30 protein-coding genes and 1 tRNA gene are annotated in these 25,534 nt (G+C 67.1%); 9 read left to right on the forward strand and 22 right to left on the reverse strand.

The window, feature by feature from the left end; genetic code table 11:
• Positions 1-22 precede the first annotated feature (22 nt).
• The 3 genes from MLP_RS18705 to MLP_RS18715 form a co-directional block, all read right to left on the reverse strand.
• The gene (locus MLP_RS18705) at positions 23-361 is read right to left on the reverse strand and encodes a GroES family chaperonin (protein ID WP_013864727.1); all 339 of its coding nucleotides are present in this window, start codon (positions 359-361) and stop codon (positions 23-25) included.
• 3 nt (positions 362-364) lie between these two features.
• Positions 365-679, reverse strand: a complete 315-nt coding sequence (locus MLP_RS18710; protein ID WP_013864728.1) for a DUF3618 domain-containing protein — start codon at positions 677-679, stop codon at positions 365-367.
• Positions 680-758: 79 nt separating this feature from the next.
• Entirely contained in the window at positions 759-1,088 is a 330-nt protein-coding gene (locus MLP_RS18715) for a hypothetical protein (RefSeq protein WP_013864729.1), read from the reverse strand.
• Positions 1,089-1,150: 62 nt separating this feature from the next.
• Between MLP_RS18715 and MLP_RS18720 the strand changes: the two genes are divergently transcribed.
• The gene (locus tag MLP_RS18720; protein WP_013864730.1) at positions 1,151-1,618 is read left to right on the forward strand and encodes a MarR family winged helix-turn-helix transcriptional regulator; all 468 of its coding nucleotides are present in this window, start codon (positions 1,151-1,153) and stop codon (positions 1,616-1,618) included.
• Between the two features lie 88 nt (positions 1,619-1,706).
• On the opposite strand, the gene MLP_RS18725 is transcribed toward MLP_RS18720, so the two are convergent.
• The 10 genes from MLP_RS18725 to MLP_RS18770 form a co-directional block, all read right to left on the reverse strand.
• Positions 1,707-1,788, reverse strand: a tRNA-Leu gene (locus MLP_RS18725).
• Positions 1,789-1,820: 32 nt separating this feature from the next.
• Positions 1,821-2,303: a peroxiredoxin gene (locus MLP_RS18730; RefSeq protein WP_013864731.1), complete on the reverse strand. Its 483-nt coding sequence runs from the start codon at positions 2,301-2,303 to the stop codon at positions 1,821-1,823.
• A gap of 137 nt (positions 2,304-2,440) precedes the next feature.
• Complete coding sequence (aqpZ, locus tag MLP_RS18735; RefSeq protein WP_013864732.1) at positions 2,441-3,229, reverse strand: aquaporin Z; 789 nt, start codon at positions 3,227-3,229, stop codon at positions 2,441-2,443.
• A gap of 102 nt (positions 3,230-3,331) precedes the next feature.
• On the reverse strand, positions 3,332-3,865 hold the full coding sequence (locus tag MLP_RS18740; RefSeq protein ID WP_049804593.1) for a dihydrofolate reductase: 534 nt from the start codon (positions 3,863-3,865) through the stop codon (positions 3,332-3,334).
• Positions 3,866-3,867: 2 nt separating this feature from the next.
• Entirely contained in the window at positions 3,868-4,689 is an 822-nt protein-coding gene (locus tag MLP_RS18745) for a thymidylate synthase (protein WP_013864734.1), read from the reverse strand.
• Positions 4,686-5,390 carry an RdgB/HAM1 family non-canonical purine NTP pyrophosphatase gene (gene rdgB, locus MLP_RS18750; RefSeq protein ID WP_013864735.1) on the reverse strand — a complete coding sequence of 235 codons (705 nt, stop codon included), beginning with the start codon at positions 5,388-5,390 and terminating at the stop codon, positions 4,686-4,688. Before rdgB ends, MLP_RS18745 begins: the two co-directional genes overlap by 4 nt.
• 14 nt (positions 5,391-5,404) lie before the next feature.
• On the reverse strand, positions 5,405-6,169 hold the full coding sequence (gene rph / locus MLP_RS18755; RefSeq protein WP_013864736.1) for a ribonuclease PH: 765 nt from the start codon (positions 6,167-6,169) through the stop codon (positions 5,405-5,407).
• A gap of 210 nt (positions 6,170-6,379) precedes the next feature.
• Complete coding sequence (locus tag MLP_RS18760; protein ID WP_041792967.1) at positions 6,380-7,162, reverse strand: MBL fold metallo-hydrolase; 783 nt, start codon at positions 7,160-7,162, stop codon at positions 6,380-6,382.
• Between the two features lie 74 nt (positions 7,163-7,236).
• Positions 7,237-8,076: a glutamate racemase gene (gene murI / locus MLP_RS18765; protein ID WP_013864738.1), complete on the reverse strand. Its 840-nt coding sequence runs from the start codon at positions 8,074-8,076 to the stop codon at positions 7,237-7,239.
• Between the two features lie 117 nt (positions 8,077-8,193).
• Entirely contained in the window at positions 8,194-8,967 is a 774-nt protein-coding gene (locus MLP_RS18770) for a GntR family transcriptional regulator (RefSeq protein ID WP_013864739.1), read from the reverse strand.
• A 285-nt stretch (positions 8,968-9,252) separates the two neighbouring features.
• On the opposite strand from MLP_RS18770, the gene MLP_RS18775 reads away from it, so the two are divergent.
• From MLP_RS18775 to MLP_RS18795, 5 genes are all read left to right on the forward strand, one after another.
• Positions 9,253-10,668, forward strand: a complete 1,416-nt coding sequence (locus MLP_RS18775; RefSeq protein WP_013864740.1) for an MFS transporter — start codon at positions 9,253-9,255, stop codon at positions 10,666-10,668.
• Positions 10,669-10,749: 81 nt separating this feature from the next.
• On the forward strand, positions 10,750-11,715 hold the full coding sequence (locus MLP_RS18780; protein ID WP_197536441.1) for a nucleoside hydrolase: 966 nt from the start codon (positions 10,750-10,752) through the stop codon (positions 11,713-11,715).
• Between the two features lie 17 nt (positions 11,716-11,732).
• Entirely contained in the window at positions 11,733-12,581 is an 849-nt protein-coding gene (locus tag MLP_RS18785; RefSeq protein ID WP_013864742.1) for a ribokinase, read from the forward strand.
• Positions 12,582-12,621: 40 nt separating this feature from the next.
• A complete protein-coding gene (locus MLP_RS18790; protein ID WP_070100482.1) occupies positions 12,622-13,578 on the forward strand; it encodes an antibiotic biosynthesis monooxygenase in 957 nt (318 codons plus the stop codon).
• Between the two features lie 117 nt (positions 13,579-13,695).
• Complete coding sequence (locus MLP_RS18795; protein ID WP_013864744.1) at positions 13,696-14,280, forward strand: TIGR03086 family metal-binding protein; 585 nt, start codon at positions 13,696-13,698, stop codon at positions 14,278-14,280.
• Positions 14,281-14,412: 132 nt separating this feature from the next.
• Here MLP_RS18795 and MLP_RS18800 read toward each other — a convergent pair whose 3' ends face one another.
• From MLP_RS18800 to MLP_RS18825, 6 genes are all read right to left on the reverse strand, one after another.
• A complete protein-coding gene (locus MLP_RS18800; RefSeq protein ID WP_013864745.1) occupies positions 14,413-15,360 on the reverse strand; it encodes a PLP-dependent cysteine synthase family protein in 948 nt (315 codons plus the stop codon).
• Between the two features lie 51 nt (positions 15,361-15,411).
• Positions 15,412-15,687 carry a MoaD/ThiS family protein gene (locus MLP_RS18805; protein ID WP_013864746.1) on the reverse strand — a complete coding sequence of 92 codons (276 nt, stop codon included), beginning with the start codon at positions 15,685-15,687 and terminating at the stop codon, positions 15,412-15,414.
• A gap of 102 nt (positions 15,688-15,789) precedes the next feature.
• Complete coding sequence (locus MLP_RS18810) at positions 15,790-16,239, reverse strand: Mov34/MPN/PAD-1 family protein (protein ID WP_013864747.1); 450 nt, start codon at positions 16,237-16,239, stop codon at positions 15,790-15,792.
• A 626-nt stretch (positions 16,240-16,865) separates the two neighbouring features.
• Positions 16,866-17,438 (reverse strand): DUF2017 domain-containing protein, encoded by a 573-nt coding sequence (locus MLP_RS18815; RefSeq protein ID WP_013864748.1) that lies wholly within the window; start codon positions 17,436-17,438, stop codon positions 16,866-16,868.
• A 15-nt stretch (positions 17,439-17,453) separates the two neighbouring features.
• A complete protein-coding gene (clpS, locus tag MLP_RS18820) occupies positions 17,454-17,780 on the reverse strand; it encodes an ATP-dependent Clp protease adapter ClpS (RefSeq protein WP_013864749.1) in 327 nt (108 codons plus the stop codon).
• Between the two features lie 30 nt (positions 17,781-17,810).
• Positions 17,811-19,538 carry a metallophosphoesterase family protein gene (locus MLP_RS18825; protein WP_013864750.1) on the reverse strand — a complete coding sequence of 576 codons (1,728 nt, stop codon included), beginning with the start codon at positions 19,536-19,538 and terminating at the stop codon, positions 17,811-17,813.
• A 107-nt stretch (positions 19,539-19,645) separates the two neighbouring features.
• Here MLP_RS18825 and MLP_RS18830 point away from each other — a divergent pair, with 107 nt between their 5' ends.
• From MLP_RS18830 to MLP_RS18840, 3 genes are read left to right on the forward strand one after another with little or no spacing between them, the layout of a single operon-like run.
• Positions 19,646-21,016, forward strand: coding sequence for a nicotinate phosphoribosyltransferase (locus MLP_RS18830; protein ID WP_013864751.1), 1,371 nt, complete (start codon positions 19,646-19,648; stop codon positions 21,014-21,016).
• A gap of 10 nt (positions 21,017-21,026) precedes the next feature.
• Complete coding sequence (locus MLP_RS18835; protein ID WP_013864752.1) at positions 21,027-21,602, forward strand: nicotinamidase; 576 nt, start codon at positions 21,027-21,029, stop codon at positions 21,600-21,602.
• Between the two features lie 4 nt (positions 21,603-21,606).
• Positions 21,607-22,494: an oxidoreductase gene (locus MLP_RS18840; RefSeq protein WP_013864753.1), complete on the forward strand. Its 888-nt coding sequence runs from the start codon at positions 21,607-21,609 to the stop codon at positions 22,492-22,494.
• Between the two features lie 137 nt (positions 22,495-22,631).
• Here MLP_RS18840 and MLP_RS18845 read toward each other — a convergent pair whose 3' ends face one another.
• From MLP_RS18845 to MLP_RS18855, 3 genes are all read right to left on the reverse strand, one after another.
• The gene (locus MLP_RS18845) at positions 22,632-23,846 is read right to left on the reverse strand and encodes a S8 family peptidase (protein WP_013864754.1); all 1,215 of its coding nucleotides are present in this window, start codon (positions 23,844-23,846) and stop codon (positions 22,632-22,634) included.
• Between the two features lie 101 nt (positions 23,847-23,947).
• Positions 23,948-25,144, reverse strand: a complete 1,197-nt coding sequence (locus tag MLP_RS18850; RefSeq protein WP_013864755.1) for a homogentisate 1,2-dioxygenase — start codon at positions 25,142-25,144, stop codon at positions 23,948-23,950.
• A 3-nt stretch (positions 25,145-25,147) separates the two neighbouring features.
• Entirely contained in the window at positions 25,148-25,522 is a 375-nt protein-coding gene (locus MLP_RS18855) for an MmcQ/YjbR family DNA-binding protein (RefSeq protein WP_013864756.1), read from the reverse strand.
• Positions 25,523-25,534: the final 12 nt, after the last annotated feature.

A 25,534-nucleotide genomic window follows, 5' to 3' on the forward strand; every position in this document is an offset into this window, starting at 1 on the left:
GTTCGCGCTCCGCCGCGGCGCGCTACAGATAGAGACCGGTCTGACCGTCCGAGCGACCTTGAGTGGCGACGGCATGCAGGTCACGCTCCCGCAGCAGCACGTAGTCATGGCCGCGTATCTCGACCTCGGCGCGGTCGTCCGGATCGAACAGCACGCGGTCACCGACCTTGACGCTGCGCACGTTGGACCCGGCCGCAACCACCTCGGCCCAGCCGAGACGCTTGCCGATGGCCACCGTGGCGGGAATGACGATCCCGCCACCGCTGCGACGCTCCCCGCTCTCCCCTTCGGTCGAGACCAGGACACGATCGTGCAGCATCCGGATCGGCAGCGCCTCACCGGAGTCAGCTGAACTCGACATTCCTCAGCTCCGCCCCCGGCGTACGAGTCCGCGGATGACGGCGAGGAACACCAGGCCGCCGACGACCGCACCGGCGATCGCGATCAGGCGCTCCTTACGCAGGTCACCCTTGGCGTTGTAGACCAAGGTCTTGGCAGCATCCACCTCGTTGCCGACGAACTGCTTCACGTTGTCGATCTGGCGCTGCTTGATCCGGCTCGGATGGACCTGATCGATGAACTCCTCGGTGGAATGCGCAATCCGCAGCCGGGCCGCGGCAAGGTCGGCCTCGATCTGCTCAGGCGTCCTGGTCGGGTGGGTGCTCTCGTTCGCGGCCACGTCTCTCCTCGATCGTCGAAGGCTCGCCCCAGGGTAGTGCAGACCTGGTGAGACTCCCACCATCCCGTCGTTTCGAACGTCAGTGGAAGATCCCGTACCAGGCAGCAGCCATTGGGATGAGACCGAGGAGCAGGAGCGGGTGATAGAGCTTGCGCCTGTTGATCATCAGGATCGAGCCTGACGTGACCAGGCCGATGACGCCGGTCATCACCCACAGCCCGATGACGTCGCTGTGCGGAAGATCATGGTGGCCGCGCAACACCAGATAGACCGCGAGCGTTGCCGAGAAGAGCCCGAGAACCACGCCGAGGAGTGCCGACAACACGGCGCGCTGTACGAGGTCGAGACTCTTCCGCTCCTGGGGATCCTGAGGCGAAGCCTCGTCCGAGAAGTAGCTGTCTGTTGGCATCCGATTCCCCAGGCTCAGTTAGTTAGTACACAAACTATTAGTGCCGAGAGTACGCTCGATGCATGGCGAGGGACAACTCCGTGCAATCGGTGGATCTGCTGGCGCTGGAGAACCAGGTGTGCTTCGCACTCGCGGTCGCATCCCGGCGGGTGATCGCGCTCTACCGGCCGCTGCTCGAACCGATGGGCCTGACCCATCCGCAATACCTCGTGATGCTGGCGTTGTGGGGCAAGGAGCCGATGACGGTACGAGAGCTCGGCGAGCGCCTGTCGCTCGAGCCCGCCACCTTGTCACCACTGCTGAAGCGACTCGAAGCCGCCGGGTATCTCATCCGCGCTCGGGACCCCGACGATGAGCGCGCACTGCGCGTGACGCTGACCACCGAGGGAAGGCGGCTGCGGTCCCAAGCGCTGGCGATTCCACCGGCGATCATGGACGTTCTCGGCATGGATCTCGAGGAGCTCACCGGGCTACGGGATCGGCTCACTGATGTGATCAAGCGCACCGAGGCGATGCCGCCGAACAGCTGAGGTCGGCCGGTTCACTGCTGGGCGATGCCGCGATCTCCCGCGTCGACTGGCGTCTCACCATGAAGCTCGTCAAGTCGCCGCTACCAGGTGCCGAAGGAGGGACTCGAACCCTCACACCCGAAGGCACAGGAACCTAAATCCTGCGTGTCTGCCAATTCCACCACTCCGGCAAGGCGGGATCTCGGCCGAGATCCCGAACCCCCTAGATCTTCAGGTCGCGCTTGAGCTTGGCGACGTGACCGGTCGCCTTCACGTTGTACTGTGCCACGTCGATCGTGCCGGTGCCGTCGTCCGCGACCTCGACGACGAAGGTCGAGCGGATCACTCCCTCGATCAGCTTCCCGTAGAGCATCCTGGTCCCGTACGCCCGATAGGCCTTCACCACGTTCTTCTCGGGATCGGCCAACAGCGGGAAGGCAACCGACGACGAAGCCTTGAACTTGGCGAGCTTCTCCGGCTGGTCAGGTGAGATGCCCACCACGGCGAGACCGGCGTCGTCGAGATCGTCCACCGCTGCGGTGAAGTCGACCGCCTGGGTCGTGCAGCCGGGGGTCATGGCGGCCGGATAGAAGTAGACGATCACCTTGCCACCGGCATAGTCGGAGAGCGAAACCTGGTCGCCATCGGCGTTGGTCAAGGTGAAGGCGGGGGCTGGATCGCCGGGGACAAGGCGGTCAGAACTCATGACGGAAGCCTATCCGGGAGCCTGGCGCCCTTCCACGCCGTCGCCAGGGATGGGCAGGGCGATCTGAGCCGCAACACACAGAGCGCGGCAGCCGGAGATGGCTGCCGCGCTCGTGTACCCGAAGCGTCCGAGGCGTCCTACTTGGCCGGCGGGGCCGTGCCGACCTCGGGGTTGTTTGCCACGCCCTCGTCCAGGGGGAACTTGGCCGCGGTGATGACTGCGTACGTAGCGCCGGCGATCGCGGCACCGATCAACGGGGCCACGATGAACAGCCAGACCTGGCTGAGGGCTCCCCCTCCGGCGAACCAGGCGACGCCCAACGACCGGGCCGGGTTGACGGAGGTATTGGTCACCGGGATGGAGACCAGGTGGATCAGGGTCAGGGTCAGACCGATCGCAATACCGGCGAAGCCCTTGGGTGCCCGAGCGTCGGTGGCGCCCAGGATCACGTACAGGAAGACCGCGGTCAACACGATCTCGATCACCAGACCGGCCAGCAGCCCGTAACCGTCCGGCGATCGGTCACCGTATCCATTGGTGGCGAAGCCGCTCTCCACCGCATTGAAGCCTGCCTTGCCGCTGGCAACGAGCAACAGGACCGCACCGGCCACCGTGGCGGCGACCACCTGGGTGATCCAGTACGGCAGCACGAGCTTCCACTCGAAGCGCTTGGCGATGGCGAGGCCGAGCGTGACGGCCGGGTTGAAGTGGCCGCCCGAGATGTGACCGACCGCGTAGACACCGGTCAGCACGGTCAGGCCGAAGGCCAGTGCGACACCGACGAAGCCAATGCCCATGTTGACCGGGTTCGTGTCGTCGCTCAGGACGTGTGCGGCCAGCACAGCGGATCCGCAGCCGCCGAAGACCAGCCAGAAGGTGCCGAGAGCCTCGGCGCCGAGTTTGGCGCTCAGCGGGATCTCTCTCATGAAACTTACTCCTTGCGCAGGTTCGCCCATCGCGAACCGTTCTAGAAGACCCTACGATCCGACCCAGGTGATCCCACATCATCCTCACCGGATGAGCTCCAACTAATTCAGTATCGATTCAGTATCCTTCTCGAGGGTGACGAAGGCATAGCCGTCCGCCTGCTCGCGGCTGACCACCACCCACTCGGGCCCGATCAGCGGGAAACGCACCTCGCCGGCCGGTTCAATGTCGACCTCGGTGATCTCCAAGACGTCCAGCCGGTCCCAGGCCGCGGCATAGATCTGCCCGCCGCCTGCCACGAACACCTTCTCCGGCGCCAACGCGTACGCCACCTCGAACGCGTCATCCAGGTTGTGGGCGGTCCGGATGCCGTCGGCGGTCCAGTCGGGATCACGAGTCACCACGATGGTCGTCCGGCCGGGCAGCGGACGGCCGATCGAGTCATACGTCTTGCGACCCATGATCAAGACGTGGCCCATGGTGATCGCCTTGAACCGGGCCCAGTCCTCCTTGATCCGCCATGGGATGTCATTGCCTGCGCCGATCACGCCGTTGCGGGCGACGGCGGCGATACCGATCACGGTGGGCCGTTCGGTCGGCGCTGGTGTCTCGGATACGGGATGAGGGTTCGCCATGTTCAGACCGCGATCGGGGCCTTGATGCCCGGAAGTGGGTCGTACCCTTCGATGCTGATGTGCTCGAGCCGGAAGCCGTCGATGTCGGTAACGGTCGGATCCAGTCTGAGCGTCGGCAGCGGTCTCGGCTCGCGGGTGAGCTGCAACTGGGCCTGCTCGAGGTGATTGGTGTAGAGGTGCGCGTCGCCGAGGGTGTGCACGAAGTCACCGACGGCCAGGTCACAGACCTGCGCGATCAGGTGGGTCAGCAGTGCGTACGAGGCGATGTTGAACGGCACTCCGAGGAAGATGTCGGCCGAACGCTGGTAGAGCTGGCAGGACAACCGGCCGCGCGGGTCGTCGCTGCCCTCGGGTGCCGGGGCCACGTAGAACTGGAACATGGTGTGGCACGGCGGCAGCGCCATGTGGTCCAGATCACCGACATTCCAGGCGCTGACCAGGTGCCGCCGCGAATCGGGGTTGGTCTTCAGAGCGGAGATGACAGTGGCGATCTGGTCGATGTGGCGATCGTCCGGCGCCGGCCAGGATCGCCACTGGTAGCCGTAGATCGGACCCAGCTCGCCGGAATCGTCGGCCCACTCGTCCCAGATCGTCACCTTCTGCTCGTGCAGCCAGGCCACGTTGGTCGCACCCTGGAGAAACCACAACAGCTCGGCGATCACGGAGCGGGTGTGGACCCGTTTGGTGGTGAGCAGCGGAAACCCGGCCTGGAGGTCGAAGCGCATCTGGTAGCCGAACACGCTCAGCGTGCCGGTGCCGGTGCGGTCCGACTTCGCGACTCCGTGGTCGATGACGTGCCGCAGCAGCTCGAGATAGGTCTTCACGGTGTCCTCGTCTCTGCGTTGCCAGTCCGTGCATTGCCGGCGAGCGAATCTTCCAGGTCCACCAGAATGGCCCGGACCGCGCGGCCCCGGTGGCTGATCGCGTCCTTGGCCGCCGGATCCAACTCGGCGGTGGTCTGCTCGTACCCGTCCGGCACGAACAGCGGGTCGTAGCCGAAACCATTCTCGCCCCGGGGGGCGGTCAGCAGGTGTCCGTCCACGACTCCGTGCCGGACGACCTCTTCACCATCGGGCGTGACCAGGGCCATCGCGCACACGAATCGGGCCGTCCGGTGCGGATCGGGTACGTCGTCGAGCTGACGCAGCAGCAACTCGTTGTTGTCGGCATCGGTGGCGCGACTGCCGGCCCAGCGCGCAGAGCGGACCCCGGGCATGCCGTTGAGCCGGTCCACCGCAAGTCCCGAATCGTCGGCCAGCGCGATGCGGCCGGTCCGATCGACGGCGGCCCGGGCCTTGATCAAGGCATTGCCCTCGAAGGTGGTCTCGGTCTCGGCCGGCTCGTCGTAGGCGGGCAGGTCGCTCAGTCCGAGCACGATGACGTCGAGCCCGGCGGCGGCGACCAATCGGCGGAGCTCGGCGAGCTTCTTGACGTTGTGGGTGGCCAGCACGATCTCAACTGCGCTGCTCCCGGTGGCCGCGGGCTTAACGGTCGTGCTCTCGACGGTAGCTGGCTCGGTCGTCATGATCGGCACCACTCTCAGGAGGCGAGGGCCGCTTGCTGCAGCCGGGTCAGCTCCGCGCAGCCGGCGGCGCCGAGGTCCAACAACTGGTTCAGCACAGAGCGATCGAACGGCACGCCCTCCGCGGTGCCCTGCACCTCGATGAAGTCTCCGGCGCCGCTCATCACCACATTCATGTCGGTGTCGGCTCCGGAGTCCTCGGTGTAGCACAGGTCCAGCATCGGCGTACCGCCCACGACGCCGACCGACACCGCCGCGACCGAGCCGATCAGCGGCTCGCCCACCAGCAGGTTGCGCTCCCGGAGCCAGCCGACCGCGTCGTGCAGCGCCACGTACGCGCCGGTGATGGAGGCGGTCCGGGTGCCGCCGTCGGCCTGCAGCACATCGCAGTCCAGCACGATGGTGTTCTCACCCAATGCCTGGTAGTCGATGACGGCGCGCAGACTACGGCCGATCAGTCGGCTGATCTCGTGGGTCCGGCCGCCGATTCGGCCCTTCACCGACTCACGATCCGACCGGGTGTTCGTGGCGCGGGGCAGCATCGCGTACTCGCTCGTCACCCAGCCCAGGCCCGATCCTTTCCGCCACCGCGGCACCCCCTCGGTAACACTCGCGGCGACCAGCACCCGGGTGGAGCCGAACTCGACCAACACCGATCCCTCGGCCGCCTCGAGCCAGCCACGACTGAATCTCACCGGGCGCAACTGGTCGTTGCTGCGTCCATCGGTCCGGGTGGTGGTCTGAGTTGCTGCGGTCTCGGTCGCTGTCGGGCTTGTCGTCACAGACCAGAACCTTAGGCGCAACCTCCGACAGTGCTAGTCGTCGGCTCGCTGTTCGGCTGCGTATGGGGCAACTCGGACTTCGCACCATTTCGTGTCACCTCGCACCACGTCTACCTGGTGCGCAGTAGCAGCAAATGGTGCGAAGTCGGAATCGGGGCGGGTCTGGGCGGGCTCCGAACAAACGAGAGGCCGCGGAAGCCGGCTGCTTGCTCAGCGCCCGACGGTCCAGCGGGCGCCGGGCGTGGCGAGCTCGATCGGCCGGTCTCGTACGCTCCGCGCTTCGGCCAGGACCGTCTCGGGGTCATGCCAGGGAGGGATATGGGTCAGGATCAACAGCTCTACCCCGGCCTGGTCGGCGACCTCGGCCGCCTGTGCCCCGGTCAGGTGCAGATCGGGCGGGTTGTCCGCGCCGGACAGGAACGCCGCCTCGGACAGCAACACGTCGACGCCGCGGGCGAACGGGGCCAGCACCGGCGTCGGCCCGGTGTCCCCGGTGAACACCAGACTGCCCCCATCGGCGGTGTTCTCGACCAGCTTGAGCGCGTACGCCTCCACCGGATGCGCCACGCGCACCGTGGTCACGGTGAACGGACCGATGACCTGCTCGGACTGCCAGACCCGGTGATCGAACCAGTCCGCGATCGAGAGCCCTGGTTCTGAGGCGTCGTGCACCTCATACGCTCGGGCCAGTCGTTCGGGGGTGCCGCTCGGGCCGTACACGGGGATCCGCTGCCAGGGCGCGGTCGGAGCATAGCGGCCGGCGACATACATCCCACAGAGGTCGATGCAGTGGTCAGGATGCAGATGACTGACCGCGACCGCATCGATCTCCGCCGGATCGAGATAGCGATAGAGCGCACCGAACGCGCCAGGGCCGAGATCGAGCAGCAAGGAGAAGGTGCGGCCCTGATGCGGTGCCTGCACCAGATAACTGGAGGCTGGCGAGAGCGGACCCGACACCGAGCCGCTGGCACCGACGATCGTGAGCTGCATGGTCACCAGCGGCTCGTCTCGGCCGGAAACGCTCGTCCATCCACCACGGGGTTGACTCTAGGGGTGCCAGCGGTTCAGATCCGGGGAACAGCGGCAAGCTGCTCCACCTCATCGATCATTCCGCCGCCCATCAGCCGTCGGCCGATGCCGGCGAAGTCCCCGGGATGGCCGGTCGTCCAGAACCGGTGCCGGGCTGTTCGTGGCCGGTCGTGGATCAGACCAAGGCGGGTCAGAGTCGCGTACACGTCCTTGGCGCACTCATCGGCGCTGGACACCAGGGTCACGCCGTCGCCGAGGACATAGGAGATCACCCCGGTCAGCAGCGGATAGTGGGTGCAGCCGAGGATCAAAGTGTCGATCCGTTCCGCGCGCAGCGAGGCGAGATAGTCCTCGGCGCAGGCGCGCAGTTCATCGCCACTGGTGATGCCCGCCTCGACGAAGCCGACGAATCGCGGGCAGGCGACAGTACGCAGCTCGACCTGCGGAGCGGCGGTGAAGGCATCGTCGTAGGCCTGGGAGGTGGCCGTCGCCGTGGTGCAGATGACCCCGACGTTCCCGGAACGGGTCGCCGCCACCGCCCGGCGCACCGCGGGCATGATCACCTCGACCACAGGCACGGCATAGCGTTCTCGGGCGTCCCGCAGCACTGCCGCACTGGCCGAGTTGCAGGCGATCACCAGCATCTTGACACCCTGGTCGACCAGATGGTCCAAGCACTCCAGGGCGAACTCGCGGACGTCGGCGATGGGCTGGTCCCCATAGGGGGTGCGGGCCGTGTCGCCGAGATAGACCACATCCTCGTACGGGAGCTGATCGATCACCGCCCGCGCCACCGTCAGGCCGCCGAACCCGGAGTCGAAGATCCCGATCGGCGCCTCGGCCAGCGGGGATCTCTGGTCAGAAAACCGGCTCACGAGCGGAGACCTGACCAAAAGTCCGATGCGACGGGCTGCGTGATCACAGCGGATCAGCCTACGCAGTGTCCAGGCGGAGTGCCGCACTGCTGGCCCGGATCTGGCTACCGGACGATCTCAGGACTGCATGACGGCGATCTGGGCGGCCTCCGCGAGGAGAACGTGCTTGCCCAGATAGAGCGGGCGGCCCTTGTAATCGACGCGCTGAGTGATGACGAGTCCGGGATCGTCGCGCTTGACGCCCAGGATCGCGGCCCGGGTGCTGCCGATCCGAGATGCGGAAACCTGAGCGACCGCCGGGCCCAGGCGCTCCGGCAGTGACTCCATGATCACCCGCAACAGGCTGTGGCCGTTGGCCGGCACAGCGTCGATGGCATCTGCCAGTGCCTCGTCCACGTCGGCCAGGCGCGAGCCGACCGGCACATGCTCCTGGGTCACCCCGATGTGCCGGTCGCCGTCACTGACAATCGACTCCCAGATCCAGGAGTTGTCCCCTTCGCGCAGGTTGAGGCCCTCCCGCACCCACGCCGAGGCCAGCTCGATCTCCATCTTCGTGCGGACGAATCGGACGCTCGAGGCGACCGACAGGAATGCCTCCGGCGACTGGATCCGCTCCAAGCCGATCTGTGGCAGCCTGCTGGTCACGAACCGACCGACTCCCCGGCGATTGCGCACCAGACCGTCCTCCTCGAGCAGCAGGAGCGCCTCACGAGCAACGGTGCGGCTCACCCCCAGCTGTCGAGACAGCTCGCCCTCCCCCGGCAGCGGCTCCCCGAGGGCGAGCTTCCCGGACTTGATGCCATCGGCGATCCGGTCGTACACGGCCACGCGAAGGGGTACGCCCGCCTGCACCGTCAGCTGCGTGTCAAGGTAAGTCGTAGACCTCGGCACTGTGGATCCTCCCTGCTACGGCCTGCGCTCGCGGGCAGAGCGACATGGGCTAGGTCAGACCGTAGCGAACTCGACCTACCCGAACGGCGATCATGACCAGGAGTCTCGCACCCGTGAGCCCGCGGACCGGCCCTCGACCGCGGATCAGCGCGCCCGCTGACGAGACCCGTCGCACCCCGTCGAGTCGGGTTGACGCCTCACCGGAAACCCAACTAATCTGCAAGAGGTTAGACATCTCACAAGTGATGTCCAACAACTAGACACCTGCGATGTTGGAGGTAGTGCATGCAAGCACCCAGGACCCCGTCGGGCTCCGAGACGTCCGACCCCGGTGGCCCCACCCTGTCCAAGGGCCAGACGGTGCTGCTCGTCGCCGCGCTGGTCAGCGCGGTGATCTCGTTTCAGCTGAATGCGAGCATGCTGGTGCCGGCCATCGGTGCCATCAACGACCAGTTCGGCGCCAACGCCTTCACCGCGATGGGCAACTACTTCTTCCTGGCCGGGGCTATCGTCTCGGTCATCTTCGCCCGCTGGAGCGACTTCGTCGGTCGCAAGCCGGTGCTGATCGGCATCATGGCCGTCACCGTCCTCGGCACCATCGTGTGCATCCTCGCGACATCGCTGCCGGTCATGGTGACGGGCCGCATCCTGCAGGGCGGGAGCGTGATCTCGTTCAGCCTCGCCTACATGATCCTCCGTGAGCACCTGAGCGGTCCGACGTTCGGGGCCTGCGTCGGTGTGGTCTCGGCCATCAACGGCGGCGTGGCGGGCCTGGACACCCTGCTCGGCGGCGTCATGGTCGACGCCTGGGGCTACCGCTCGATCTTCATCCTGATCGCCGTGGTCGGCGTCGCTGCCATCGGGTTTGCGCTGATCGCGGTCCCCGGTGGTCGGCCGAAGGCAGGGGCCGTCGGCAAGATGGATTGGATCGGTGGTCTCCTGCTCGGCGCCGCCGTGGCCTCGATCAACCTGTATCTGACCACCGGCGGCACTCGCGGCTGGCTCTCCGGTCCGGCCCTGGCGTGGATCGCGGCAGCGATCATCAGCATGGTCGTGTTCGTGGTCGTGGAGTCGAGGGTGGCCAGCCCGCTGATCGCGGTGCGCCACATGCGTTCCCTGCGGGTCTGGCCGGTGCTGACCTCAGTCACCCTCGGTCTGAGTGCGTTCTATGTCGTGCTGAACTTCATCGTGCCCGCGATCGCCGAGGACGCCGAGGTCGGCTGGGGAATGAGCGGGACCGCGATGGCCCTCATGTTCCTCACCCCCGCCGCACTGCTCGGCCTGGCGACAGCACCCATCGCAGGTCGCTTGGCGGTCAGGACCCACTTCGTGACCACCTTGCGAGCCGGCATCATCCTGACGTTGCTCGTCACCGCTGCGACCGCCGTCTTCGCCCTGGACAAGTGGATCGTGTTCGTCTTGATGATCTTGTTCGGGGTCGGCTACAACGGACTGATGCTCACCTCGGCGAGCGGCATGGGCGTGGTGCAGGCACCTGACGACGCGCCCGGATCATTGCCGGGGATCTCCAATGCCTGCTTCGGCATCGGTGCCTCCATCGGATTCGCCTGGGCCGGTCCGATCGTCTCGGCCGGTACGGCGTCCGGCTATCACACGGCTCTGTGGGTGTGCGTCGCCATCGGTGCGGCCGCGTTGGTATCGAGCTTCCTGCTGCGCCCCAAGCCCCTGACCGCGTCCTGAAGCACCGTCTGCGTCCTGAACCCAGGATCGCGTTCAAGGACCACCCGCATCCCGACAGCCCGTCCACACCCTGAAAGAGTCGTGACTGTGACACTCGCCAAGACACCGATCTACTTCGACACCGACCTCGGCATCGACGACTCGATGGCGCTGGCCTATCTGCTGGCCACGCCCGAGATCGAGATCAAGGGCATCGGCACGGTCGGCGGGAACTGCTCCGCCGCACAGGCCGCCCGCAACACCCTCGATCTGCTCGGCATCGCCGGCCGAGCAGACATCCCGGTTGCGGTGGGCTGCCACGACTGGCTGGCGCATCCCTTCGACGGTGGCTCCCCCGAGGTCCACGGCGCCAACGGCATCGGTGACATCGAGCTGCCCACCGCGGCCGCTGAGCCGGTCGACGAGCACGCGGTGGACATGCTGATCCGGCTCGCCCACGAGCACCCGGGCCAGCTGAGGGTCTTGGCCGTCGGCCCGTTCACCAATCTGGCGGCCGCCGTACAGAAGGATCCGGCGATCTCGGAGCTGGTCGATCGCGTCGTGGTCATGGGTGGCGCTGCCATGGTTCCGGGGAACATGACGCCGGTGGCTGAGGCCAACGTCAACCACGACCCCGAAGCCGCCGCGGTGGTGCTGGCGGCCCCGTGGCAGGTCACGACGCTCGGTCTCGACGTCACCATGGATCACCAGTTCGAGGAAGCGGATCGGATCGCCCTGGTCGACTCGGGCCGACCGGTCGCTGGTGCCATCGCAGCCATGATGGACGGGTACGCCGACTTCTACACAGGCGTCTTCGGCCGTCGGGCGGTCGCCCTCCACGACCCGCTGGCGGCGGCCGCAGCCTGCGGGCATTTGACGTACGCGAGTGCTCCGGTGGTCGACGTGGTGGTGGACGATACCGATGGGCCCGGTCGCGGTCAGACGATCGCCGACCTGCGCGGCAGATTCCGCGGCTTCCCAGAGCAGCCGGGCGCGCACGCCCAGGTCGTCCTCGAGCTCGAGCGTCCGTTCGCCCCGATGCTGCTGGAACGCATCGTCAGCCTCTGAATCAGGTAAGGAACATCGTGACCAAAAAGCCGATGGCCCCCGCGCTCTGTGTCGTGGGCAGCATCAACCTCGACATCATCGCCACGACCGAGCGGCTCCCCGGCCCAGGCGAGACCGTGGGTGGTGGTGTGCTGAGCCATCAGCCGGGCGGCAAGGGCGGCAATCAGGCAGCGGCCGCCGCGCGGCTGGGAGCGCAGGTGCGGATGATCGGTGCCATCGGAAGTGATGAGGGCGGCGATCGAGTGCTGGCCGCGATGGCCGCGGCCGGGGTGCAGACCGAGTCCGTACAACGAGTCTCGGCTGCCACGGGCACAGCCCTCATCGTCGTCGACGAGGACGGCCAGAATCAGATAGCCGTCTGCCCCGGCGCCAACGACGCCCTCGATCTGACCGAGGCGGAGTTCGGTTCGGACGAGGCCGTGCTGTGCCAGCTGGAGATCTCCCTGGAGGTCGTTCTGGAGGCTGCCCGACGGGCACCGGGCTTCTTCGCCATCAACGCCTCACCTTCCCAACCGATCCCCGCCGAGCTTCGTGACCGGTGCGATCTGGTGATCGTGAACGAAACCGAAGCGGAGCAGATGCCCGAGCTGGCCTCGGCCAAGGTGCTGGTGATCACGTACGGCTCCAAGGGCGCGTCCTTGCTGCGTCAGGGGCGAGAGGTGGCGTCGGTGCCCTCGCCGAAGGTCGAGGTCGTCAACACGATCGGTGCCGGGGACGCCTTCTGCGCGGCGATGGTGCTGGCGCTGAACAGCGGCGAGAGTGACGAGGACGCGCTTCGAATCGCCTGCGCGGTCGGCGCGGATGCCGTGACCGACGCGGCGTCTCAGCCACGGTTGGGCCCCCTGTCCGGCTACCGACAGGACTGACGTACGGGACACGACCGCTGCGGATCGCGAAGGAAAGACCATGGAGCACCGTAGGCCAGTGGCGACCGCGATTCTCCGATTCCACCGCACGGTCCCGCTGGAGGTCTTCGAGTCATTCGCGGCAACCGTCGCAGGCTCGGCTGAGACCCAGCCGGGCTATCTCGGCTGGCAGGTCTCCGTGCTGACCTCGGACAGGCTCGACTGGGCCATCGCGGTGACGTTCCGCGATGAGGCTGCGTTGGACCAATGGCTCGACACAATCCCCCCATCCGGGCCCGCTCTGCCCGATCCCGCCCCGCCGACACCGTTGCCCGCCGGGCTCGAGATCGTGGTCGACGGCTCACCCCGTACGCCAGGTCTCGGCCTGGTGCTCCATCGGATCGAGTGGGGGACCGAGACAGCGTTCATCGCGGCCCAGATCGAGTTGACCGAGCTCGCCGCGGCTTCTCCCGGTTACCGGGGGACGACGGTTCTCCCGCCGACCAGCGAGGACGGGCGATGGACGTCGCTGATCAGGTTCCGGACCGAGCAGCGGCTCCAGGACTGGATGGAGTCCGGGACCAGACAGTCGGCACTCCCCCGGCTCCGGGAGCAGCTCGGCGGGAAGTTCCACGTCGTCACTCACCAGTCCTTCGGATCCACGGTCCGGATCGAGGACGGCGTCGCCGAGGTCACACCCAACTGGAAGACGAACATGGTCGTGCTGCTGGTGCTCTATCCGACGGTGATGCTGCTCTCCAGATTCGTCGATCCGTTGATCCGCCGGCTGGGCACCGACGTGTGGCTCACCATGTTCTTGAGCCAAGTGATCAGCGTCAGCTTGCTGACCTGGGTGCTGATGCCTGCTGCCGGACGAGCGCTGCAGGGGTGGCTCGATCCGAAGAAGGGCGCCGGCAGGCGAGCGAATCTCGGCGGTGCGCTGGTCGTGATCGCCGGCTATGCGGTCTTCCTGACCATCTTCGGGTCAGTGGAGTACCTGCAATTCTGGCGTCAATAGGGACACCAGCCCGAGCCGCCCGCCCTCCTCCGGTTCTGTTCAATGGTGCACGCCCACGGGGGACCATGGGACAAAACCGTGCCAGGGTGGATGGAGTTGGCGACAAGGAGGACGACCATGACCGTGAACTTGACCCATCCCGCCGATCAGGTGTCGCGCCTGGTGGCGGGAGTGCGCAACCAGCAGCTGGGCGATCCGACACCGTGTGCCGAGATGACCGTACGGGTCCTGCTGACCCACATCTCCGGGCTGGCGGCAGCCTTCACCGATGCCGCGGGCAAGGTCCCGGGGCCGACGACGAGTACGCCACCGAATCCGTGGGCGATGACGTTGGCGGATGACTGGCGGACCGAGATCCCGGCCCGGCTGACGCGTCTGGTCGCAGCCTGGAGCGATCCGGCGGCATGGGAGGGCGAGACGACCGCAGGCGGGATCACCCTGCCTGCCACAGACATGGGTTTCGTGGTCAACAACGAACTGGTCCTGCATGGCTGGGACCTTGCGGCGGCAACCGATCAGCCGTACGAGGTCGCGGAGCCGAACCTGGACGCTTCCTGGGTGATGGTGTTCAACACCCCGGATGATCCGTCGGCCCGAGCGGGACTCTTCGGGCCACGGCTGGCGGTGGCCGACGGCGCTCCCCTGCTGGACCGAGTCCTCGCCTGCGCCGGCCGCGACCCGTACTGGTCGCCAGCTGGCTGACCTTCGCACGGCATCCGCCGGCGCTCAGCCGGAATTCTGTTCAATGGTGCACGTCCAGCGAGGGCCATTGAACAACACTGGGGTCAGGTCAGGCCGCGTGGAGCGAACGAGGTCGGGCGGGGCCCGGAGGAATCACGCCCAGACTTGGCCGTCGAGGACATCCTCGGCGGTGTCGAGGTCGGTCGTGTAAGCGCCGGTGGACAGATATTTCCAGCCGGCGTCGGCGATGATCACCACGATGTCAGCGGTCTTACCCGCCTTCGCCGCCCGGACGCCCTGCGCCAGCGCCGCGTGCAGGATGGCACCGGTCGACAGACCGGCCCAGATGCCTTCCCGCTCGAGCAGCTCGCGCACCCGCCGAACAGCGTCACGAGAACCCACCGAGAAGCGCGCGTCCACATACTGCGGGTCGTAGAGCTCCGGTACGAAGCCCTCGTCGATGTTGCGCAGCCCGTACACCAACTCGCCGTAACGGGGCTCGGCGGCGATGATCTTGACCCCGGGCTTGGTCTCGCGGAAGTAGCGCCCGATCCCCATCAAGGTGCCGGTGGTGCCGAGCCCGGCCACCACATGGGTCACCTCGGGCAGGTCCGCGGCGATCTCCGGGCCGGTGGTCAGATAGTGCGCCTCGGCGTTCGCCTGATTGCCGTACTGGTAGAGCATCACCCAGTCGGGGTGCTCGGCGGCGAGCTTCTTGGCCACCGCGACGGCTTCGTTGGAGCCGCCGGCGGCCGGTGACGAGACGATCTCCGCCCCCCACATGGCCAGGATCTGCTTGCGCTCGATGGAGGTGTTCTCCGGCATCACGCAGATCATCCGATAGCCGGCCAGCTTCGCCGCCATCGCGAGCGAGATGCCGGTGTTGCCGCTGGTCGGCTCCAGGATCGTGGCGCCGGGCCGCAGCGTGCCGTCGGCCTCGGCAACCTTGATCATGTTCAACGCCGCGCGGTCTTTGATGGAGCCGGTCGGGTTGCGATCCTCCAGCTTGGCCCACAGCCGTACGCCCTCGGCCGGCGAGAGGCGCGGCAGACCGATGAGCGGGGTCTGGCCGACCGAGTCGGCCAACGAGTCGAAACGCATCTGCGTCGAGAGGACAGCGGTGTCGCTGAACGGTCGCCGAAGGCGACGTCGTCAGCAACCACCCGCGACGGCCGGCAGCACGACGACGACATCGCCGTCGGCAGTGGGAGCCCCGAGACCGCCGGTGAACCGGACGTCCTCGTCGTTGACATAGACGTTCACGAACCGGCGAAGGCCGGCCTCTTCGACCAGTCGGGCCTTCAGCCCGGGATGACGGCTCTCGACATCATCGATCACCTCGGCGAGGGTGCCGCCGTCGCCGGCCACCGCCTTGGCACCACCGGTGTAAGTCCGCAGGATGGTCGGAATCCGTACTTCAACGGCCACGTTCGTCGTCTCCTCGTTCAGTTCCCCCGCGCCTGGGTCTGTTGGTTCGGCGCGGGGATGTCGCTGTCGCGTACCGTCGCATAACCACGACGGTGGCCAGGGTTATTCCGGCTGTTCCGCGGCGGCGGGCCGATCAGCCGTGATCTCGATCTCCTCCTCGGTGACCACACCGTCCAAGATCCGGTACGACCGGACCTCGGCCGGTCCGTCCTCGGCTCCCGTCTCGGCCACCGACACGAGGAGGTAGTGCGCCTGTGGCTCCGCCGCGAACTTGATGTCGGTCCGCGACGGATATGCCTCGGTGGAGGTGTGAGAGTGGTAGACCACGACGATCTCCTCGTCGCGGGCGTCCATCTCCTTGTGCAGGGCGAACTGCTCAGCCGGGTCGAACCGGAAGAAGGTCGGCGAACGGTCGGCATTGATCATCGGGATCAAGCGAGCCGGCACATCGGAGCCCTCCGGTCCGGTGATCACGCCACACGCCTCATCCGGGAAATCGCGCCGAGCGTGGGTGATGATCGCGTCGACATAATCCTGGGAGATCCTCAACACGCGCGCCAGCGTAGACGGAGCGATGGCGGGGTGCCGGCTCCGTCCTGACGAGTGAGCGAGCGACCGCTCACTGTCACCGCAACTGAGTCGCATTGCGAGGTCACCGCGACTGAGTCACGTCGCGAGCGAGGGAGGAAGTACGGAGACTCGAGGCACCCTGCCAGCGCGACAGGAATCACAGCGCGGAGCGATGGCGGGGTGCCGGCTCCGTCCTGACGAGTGAGCGAGCGACCGCTCACTGTCACCGCGACTGGACCGGGTCGCGAGCGAGGGAGGAAGGACGGAGACTCGAGGCACCCTGCCAGCGCGACAGGAATCACAGCGCGGAGCGATGGCGGGGTGCCGGCTCCGTCCTGACGAGTGAGCGAGCGACCGCTCACTGTCACCGCAACTGAGTCAGGTCGCGAGCGAGCGAGGAAGGACGGAGACTCGAGGCACCCTGCCAGCGCGACAGGAATCACAGCGCGGAGCGATGGCGGGGTGCCGGCTCCGTCCTGACGAGTGAGCGAGCGACCGCTCACTGTCACCGCGACTGAGTCGACCGCTCATTGTCACCACGACGGAGTCGGGTCGCGAGCGCGGGAGGAAGGACGGAGCCTCGAGGCGCCCTTCCAGCGCGACAGGAGTCACAGCGCGGAGATCATCGTCTCCTGGGCGAACCCGAGCCAGTCGTAGACACTCACCATGAAGCTCCGCGGGTCGTCGTCGGGCAGTTGGGCCAGCTCCTCCGCCGACTCTGCGTCGGTGATGCCGAGCCGAGTCGCCACCGCGATCCGCACGCTGGTCAACGTCCGCAACCAGGGCTGGACCTCCTCGGCGGGCACCCGCAAGGCGATCGTCCCACCCGCGGTCGCGGCCAGGGAGCTCAACACCACCTGCGCGTCGGCGATCTTCTTCGTCTTCATCTCTCGCTCGGTGAACCGACGAAAGTCCGAGGACGCCTGAGCATCGTGCGGATAGGCATCCGGGAACAGCCGTCGCAGCACGGGATCGTCGTGGGTTTCGGGCTGATCGGGATCGACGGCGAGCTCCTGGGCCCACAACTCGAACGGATCGCTGCTCTCGGGCCGCTGGAAGGTCTCGGGCTGACCGTCGCTGATCATCTCCACCAGCTGGTTGACCAAAGAGGTCAGCAGCTCCACTTCATAGCCGCTGAGCTGAGTGACCACCGCCCCGCTCTTGCGCCGGAACTTTCGCATGATGTCGTCGATCGCCTACTTCTCAGCCTTGTCCAGGGTGGCCCAGAGGCCGAACTCGTGCATCGCCGTGACGTCCCGCTCCATCTCCTCGCGGGAGCCGCTGGACACCACCGCCTTGCCCTCCGTGTGGACCTGCAGCATCAGCCGTCGCGCCTTGGACTTGGCGTAGTGGAAATAGGTGACGAAGACATGCGTCACGTACGACATCAGGTTGACCGGGTCGTCCCACACGATCGTCACCCAGGGTGTCTGGATGAGGGCCTCTTCTTGGGGACGGTCGGCGATCGCGGTGCTTCCGGCGGGCGTCACCTGCCCGCCCTCGGTCTCGGGCATACCGACCATTGTCGCAAATCTCGGGCCGATCCCGCGATCTCAACCGATGGGGATGGTGAACTCCTCCTCCACCGGCGGATCAATCTCGTCCTTGCCTCCTCGACCAGTCACCGCATAGCAGCGGACGCGGACCCCGGCGGGACCGACCTCGAGCTGCAGGAAGTGCTTGAAGAACGGCGGGCGATCCCAATCGAGCGCGGGGGCCAGCAGGCTCTGGAACCGCCGGCCACCGATTGCCACCAGGATGCCTCGATTCACCACCCGCTGCAGCCAGGTCAGCGGCGGCGGTGCGGCCGGTGCGACCGGCTCACCCGGCCGTCTCAGCTCCGGGTAGGGCTCCGGCGCGCCCAGCCGGGTGAAGCGCTGGTTGATCATCTGCGCGGCCTGGCGGTCGTCGATCTGGATCTTCAGTGGCAGCCGCAGACGCGAGACGACCGACTGCAGCACGATGCTGAACGCGGCCAGCGAGTCCATCCGCAGCGGGTAGGCCCGATAGTCCTGCTCGCCGAAGGCCAGATCCTCCTCCGCCGTGTCGACGTACGACACCAGATGCGTCGCGTGCATGAAGGCGCCGCCACCCCCGGACACGATGTGATGCATGACCCGCCCCGGCGGCTGGCCCGGCCCCGTCAGCCGTACCCGGTAGTGCTGATAGTTGTGGACATCGCCGCCGATGACGGCCACGTAGTGATGGTCGGGATGGTGCGCGACCTTCAGCACTGTGTCCAGCTCGGGCGGCGCGTCCTCGATCCGGTACGCCCGCTTGACCTCGCCGTCGACCACCAGCGGCTTCCCGGTCAACAAGATCTTGGGCTTCTCGTCGGCGGACACCTCCCGCAGCCAGCGTCCCTGGTCACCGTCGAGGCCACCGAGGATCCCGGTGTCGATACAGACGAACCGTACGTGGTCGGTCTCGATGGTGAAGTACGGCCCCGGCTGAGCCGGCTGCCGCTGCTGGTTGGCCGCCCCGCGCATCGGCGGACCAGCGGCGATCAGTTCCTGGTTCAGGTTCCAGTTCGGGTTCGACCACAGCAGTTCGCGGATGAGATCCAGGCACCAGGCTCGCACGCGAGCCAGCCGGGAGCTGGGCTTGGCGGTCACCTCCGCGGCCGCTGCCCCGACCGCGTCCGGGCCGACGAAGTTGGTCATGAACGCTTCGAGTCCGTCGTACCAGTCGTGGTTGCCGGGAATGGCATAGATCGGCACCGGGAGCGTCTTGTACGGGTGATAGAACCTCACCGTGTAGTCGTTGAGCCGGCCCACCGGATAGATGACATCGCTGCACACAAAGAGGAAACGTGCGTTCACCCGCGCCGCGACGGTGGTGAGCGGTGGCACCAGGGCGTACTGGCTGCAATCACCCTCGCCGGTGTCACCCATCAGCAGGAAGGACAATGGTCCTTCGGACCCCTGTCCGGCCGGTGTGGTCAGGTCGACGCTGAGCCGGTGCCGATCCGGGTCGCCCACGTGCCGGCGACGCAACCCCGCCGTCGGGTCGGACAACCGAGCGATGAAGTCGTTGCGGGTTCCCCAGAGCACCTTTGCCCGAAACCAGGTGAGTTTGCGGGGCAGTTGGCGCAGAGCCCGACCGTCCGCGGCCGACGGCAGGTCGCCGGTCGGCTGCTCGCACGCCAATGCCACCCAAGCGGCATCGGGGAGCTCGGCGAGCGCGTCCGTGGTCTCCGGTGTCCAGCCTGCGCCCTCGTCGCTGGTGCGCGACGTGCTTCGGTATGCGGGCTCTGCGCCGAGCAACTCCTGTGCATTCATCCCGACCACCTCCTCATCATTCTCTGACCGCGAATCCCGCGCTGTCGCGCCCGATCCGGCAGCGCTGCAGGGTGCTCGATCGGGCAGCGATGCCCTAGGTTCAGCTTGTGAGCCTTTCCAGCGCTTGGGGCCCGACGCGGGTGCCCACCACCGCATTGCTGACCGATCACTACGAGCTCACCATGCTGCGGGCTGCCTTGCAGGCGGGCACGGCGAACCGGCACAGCGTCTTCGAGCTCTTCGGCCGCCGCTTGCCGCCCGGTCGTCGGTACGGCGTGGTGTGCGGGGTCGGCCGTGCCCTGCGAGCGTTGCGTGCCTTTCACTTCGATGAGGAGTCGTTGCGCTTCCTGCTTGATACGGACGTGGTCGACCAGCCCACCGCCGACTGGCTCGCCGACTTCCGCTTCTCCGGTGACATCTGGGGCTATCCGGAGGGTGAGATCTATTTCCCCGGCTCTCCGTTGCTGGTCGTGGACAGCACCTTCGCCGAGGGCGTCATCTTGGAGACGGTGCTGCTCAGCATCTACAACCACGACTCGGCGATCGCGTCGGCTGCGTCACGAATGACGGCGATGGCCGGCGATCGGCCCTGCATCGAGATGGGCTCCCGGCGCACCCAGGAGCTGGCTGCCGTGGCCGCTGCCCGCGCCGCCTACATCGCCGGATTCGAGGCCACCTCGAACCTGGAGGCAGGCAGGCGCTACCACGTACCCACTCGTGGCACGTCCGCGCACTCCTTCACCCTGCTGCACGGCGACGAGACCGAGGCGTTCCGCGCCCAGATCGCCGCGCTCGGCACCGACACCACTCTGCTGGTCGACACCTATGACGTGACCAACGCGGTGCGTACCGGGGTGGAGTTGACGGACGGAAAGCTCGGCGCGGTCCGGCTCGACTCCGGCGATCTGGCGCTGCTGGCCACCCAGGTACGTGCCCTGCTGGACTCCCTCGGCGCGACCCAGACCAAGATCATCGTCACCTCCGACCTGGACGAGTGGAACATCGCCGCCCTGTCCGGTGCGCCGGTCGACGGCTATGGGGTGGGCACCGCGCTCGTCACCGGCAGTGGGCATCCGACCTGCGGTTTCGTCTACAAGCTGGTGGCCCGCGCCGACACTGACGACCCGGGGGCCCCGCTGGTCTCGGTCGCCAAGAAGAGCACCGACAAGGTCAGCGTCGGCGGTCGCAAATTCGCGCTGCGCCGGTTCAACGATCGTGGCGTTGCCGAGTTGGAGTTGATCGGCATCGGCGCTCCTCCGGTCGGCGATCACAACGACCGCGAACTGCTGGTGCCCCTGGTGCAGGGCGGTGAGATCCTGGTCGAGGAGGATCTGGCGGCAGCCCGCGAGCGACACCGACGATCCCGGGCGGAGCTGCCGCTGGAGGCGTGGAAGATGTCCCGCGGCGAACCGGTGATCGACACCGCCTATCTCGATGAGCACGGCTCGCTGGACAACCCGTACGCACCGAAGCTCTGAGGGGAGAGACATGACCGGAGGCACCAGGGCGCTGATCGTCGTCGACGTGCAGAACGACTTCTGCGAGGGCGGGTCGCTGGCGGTGGCCGGCGGCGCCGAGGTCGGACGACGGATCGCGGAGCTGATCGCCGATGAGCACGGCTACGACCATGTGATCGCCACCCGCGACCACCACATCGATCCGGGCGATCACTTCTCCGAGCACCCCGACTACGTCCACTCCTGGCCGGTGCACTGTGTGGCCGGCACCGCCGGCGCTGAACTGCACCCGAATCTCGGTGACACCAGGTTCGAGGCGATCTTCGACAAGGGCGAGTATGCGGCCGCGTACTCGGGCTTCGAGGGGAAGTGCGACGGCGAGCCGCTGGCCGACTGGCTGCACAGCCGGGAGGTGACCGACGTGGATGTCTGCGGGATCGCGACCGACTACTGCGTCAAGGCCACCGCGCTGGACGCGGCCCGCAACGGCTTCGACACCACGGTCCTGCTGGACCTGACCGCCGCCGTAGCTCCCGCCAACACGGCCGAGGTGATCACCGAATGGGCCGCGGCCCGTGTCGCGGTCGAGACCGAGGGAATACGGTGAGTTGATGGCGAACCGGGCACCGTGGTCGATCGAGCAGATTCCGTCACAAGCCGGGCGCACGGTGGTCATCACAGGCGCCACCAGCGGCGTCGGCCAAGCCACTGCACACGTGCTGGCCGACAAGGGCGCTCGGGTCGTGGTCGCGGCTCGCAACCTGGCAAAGGCCGAGGATGTGGTCCGTAGGCTGGGAGCTGACGCGCAGGCTCGCCCGCTGGACCTGGCCGATCTCGACTCGGTCCGCGCTTTCGCCGCTGCCTGGGTCGACCCGATCGACCTCTTGATCAACAATGCCGGTGTGATGGCGGTCCCGCTGACCCGAACCGCGCAGGGCTTCGAGTTGCAGTTCGGCACCAACCACCTGGGGCACTTCGCGCTCACCAACCTGCTGCTGCCCTGGATCACCGACCGGATCGTTTGCCTCAGTTCGGCCGCCCACCGGGTGGGCCACCTGGACCTGACCGATCTGAACTGGGAGCATCGCCGCTATCGGCAGTGGCCCGCGTACGGGCAGTCGAAGCTGGCGAACCTGCTGTTCGTGCTGGAGTTGCAGCGGAGGTTGACCGCAGCCGGCTCCTCCGTCCGCGCGATGGCTGTCCACCCGGGCTTCGTCCGCACCAATCTGCAGGGCCACAGCGGCAACGCGGTGGCGGACCGGGCAACCCTGATGGTCACCAAGGTGATGGGGCAATCTCCCGAACATGGTGCCTGGTCGTCGCTGTTCGCCGCGACCGCCGACATCCCGGGTGGGTCGTATGTGGGCCCAGCCGGAATGGCCGGCAATCGTGGCACCCCGATCCTGCTCGGCCGGTCCACCGAAGCCAGCGATCCTGAACTGGCCAAACGGCTGTGGACGGCGTCGGAAGAGCTGACCGGGGTCGACTTCCCGCTCTGAGCAGATTGACGGACCCGCTCGCGACGACGGCCCGCGTTCACCGGCGACGTCGTCACTCTTCGCGAAGACGAAAGACGTGTCTTCGCTCATCGCTTCTCCGCACGCCGGGCGCGCCGTCTTCCCGCTCACGGGCCTGCCTAGGGCAGCTGCTGCGCCGGTGCCTGGACCAGACCCATGCCGCGGTCTGCGACGTCCACATCGAGTGCCAGCTGGCTGAGGTCGCAGGCAGCGAGCATTCGAGCTGTGACGGTCGTCGAGGTCGACGGCAGCGGGGAGGCCGTCACGTCCTGCCACCACAAGGTGGCGATCCCGGCCGCATGCGGGGTGGCCATCGAGGTGCCGTTGAAGGCGACCAGACCGCCACCGGCCTTGGCCGAGAGCACCTCGACACCGGGTCCGGCCACCTGCGGGAAGGTGTTGGAGAAGGGGGCGATGACCAGCCCGTTCGGCGAGCGGCCCAGGGCGCCGACCGACAGCACCCCGTCGGCGGCCGCCGGCAGAGACACCCCGATCTCATAGTCCGGGTTGACCTTGCGCTTGCTCTCATTGCCACTGGCCGCGGCCACCACCGTGCCCCCGGTGAAGTCGATCTGAGCCGCCAGCAGCCGCATCAAAGTGTCGAACATCCGCAGATTCGCCCGGTAGGCCTCCAGTGCCCGCGAGGTCGCCAGGTCGACCGGGAAACCCTGCTGCACCAGCCGTTGCACCAGCCCCGGGAAGTCGAATCCCAGCGACATCGAGATCACCTGGGCGCCGCTCTGAGCGGCCCACTGGATGCCGCGGAACAGCATGTCGGAGTCGCCGCTGCCGTCGTCACCGAGCACTTTGCCGATCAGCGCATGGCTGACGCCGCGGGCGACCCCGATCCGGGTGCCGTCGACATCGCGGCCGAACACCGTGCCGGCGCAGTGAGTGCCGTGCCCCTGGCGATCACCGTTGCCGGAACCGGAGAAGTCCACCTGATCCAGGGTCACGCCGGTGAACGCCGGATGGGAGGCATCGATGCCGGTGTCCAGGATGGCCGGCACCACACCGGAGCCGTCGCGTTGACTGGCCACGGCACCGACGGCCTCGATCCCCCAGGCCACGCCGCCCGGTGCCGGTTCGGCCGCGGCCTCCACCCCGGCCTCGTCGTTCGACACCGGTGCGATCAGGTTCGTCGGCATCACCGGAGCGACCGCGGCGACCTCGGGCGCGCGGGAGAGATCACGTACCTCCCGTTTGGTCAGCTCGGTTCGCTGCACCCGCGCAGTCGATGCGCCACCAGGGGTAACACTCTCCAGTCCGCCCCGGAACGGCTCGTCGAGATTGCTGCGGCTCATGTCCCACAGGACGGTGTACGTGTCGGTCATCGGATCTCCCTTGGGCGTGGCGACCCCGTGTGTCGGGGCATATAGAGAGGACGACCCGGCCGCCGTGCGTGATACATCCTCCACCCCCTCTCAGGACGTGACTACTCGTGTAGTACTCGATCCCAGCTGCCCGCATACTTTCCGTCATCGCTGGCCAGCGCACCGGGTCCGAGCTCGAGCGGACGGAAGGTGTCGACCATCACCGCGAGCTCGTCGAAGTAGTGCTTGCCGATGGCCGCTTCCGCCGCACCCGGCTGGGGCCCGTGACTGTGACCGCCGGGGTGAACGGTGATCGAGCCCAGCCCGATGCCGGAACCCTTTCGAGCCTCATAGTCGCCGCCGCAATAGAACATGATCTCGTCGGAGTCCACATTGGAGTGGTAGTAAGGCACCGGGATCGCCAGCGGGTGGTAGTCGACCTTGCGCGGCACGAAATTGCAGACCACGAAGTTGTATCCCTCGAAGACCTGATGGACCGGCGGCGGCTGATGCACCCGGCCGGTGATCGGCTCGAAGTCGTCGACGTTGAACGTGTACGGATAGAGGCAGCCGTCCCAGCCGACCACGTCGAACGGGTGCGTGCTCGCCGACACGATCGAGCCGACGATGCCGCTCGGTCCGTTGCCTCGATGCTTGGTGTAGATCTCCACGTCGGTGCCCTCGACCAGCAGCGGCTCGGTCGGCCCATGCAGATCCCGCTCGCAGTACGGGCTGTGCTCCAGCAGTTGGCCGTACCGGGACAGATAGCGCTTCGGGGGTGAGATGTGGGAGTTGGCCTCGATCGCGTACGCCTTCACCACGCCGTCCGGCAGCCAGCGGTGCACCGTGGCGCGCGGGATGAGCACGTAGTCCCGGTCCTGGAAGGTCAACGCACCGAAGACGGTCTCGACCACGCCTGAGCCGGACTCGATGTAGACGCACTCATCCCCGACGGCGTTGCGATAGAGCGGCGAGGCCTGGGATCCGACCGCATAGCTGATCCGGACATCACCGTTGCCCAGCACCAGGATCCGACCGGTGACCAGGTCGACCTCGGCAGGATCACGACCCACGAACAACGCGGGCAGCCGCAGGTGCAGGGGACGCAACGGGTGATTCGGCACTGTGGTCAGGTCCGGCAGGTCCCAGACCCGCGCCCCGCTCATGGCCGAGGGAATGCCCCGGTGATAGAGCAGGGACGAGTCTGACGAGAAGCCCTCCTCCCCCATCAACTCCTCGGCGTAGAGCGTCCCATCCAGCTGCCGGAAGACGGTATGACGCTTGGGTGGGATCTCGCCGACGCTGCGATAGAAGGCCATACCTCACATTAGCCGCAGCACAGTCGGCGGCGCGATGGTGCGGAACGCCTCGGTGACGATCGCGGTCAACTCCTCATCGGTGACGGTGCGCAGGTGCACGCCGAGCCAGCCACGATGCCCGACATACGGGGGACGGAAGAAGCGGTCCGGTTCCGTCTCGAGCATCTCGGCCTGAGCGCCCTCGGGCGCCGCACACCAGATCGCCAGCCGACCGTCGCAATGATGGTCGTCGAGGAACATCACAAAGCACTTCTTCTCCCGGATGAAGAAGCACGGCCCGCCGTGGCTGAGGCGTTCCGAGGTCTGCGGCAGCGCCAGACAGGCGGCCCGCAGACGGGTCAGCTGCATCTCGACGTCAGCGCTCGTGTAGTCGGCCACAGGGTCATTGTG

Source organism: Microlunatus phosphovorus NM-1, assembly GCF_000270245.1.
Taxonomy (GTDB): Bacteria; Actinomycetota; Actinomycetes; order Propionibacteriales; family Propionibacteriaceae; genus Microlunatus; species Microlunatus phosphovorus.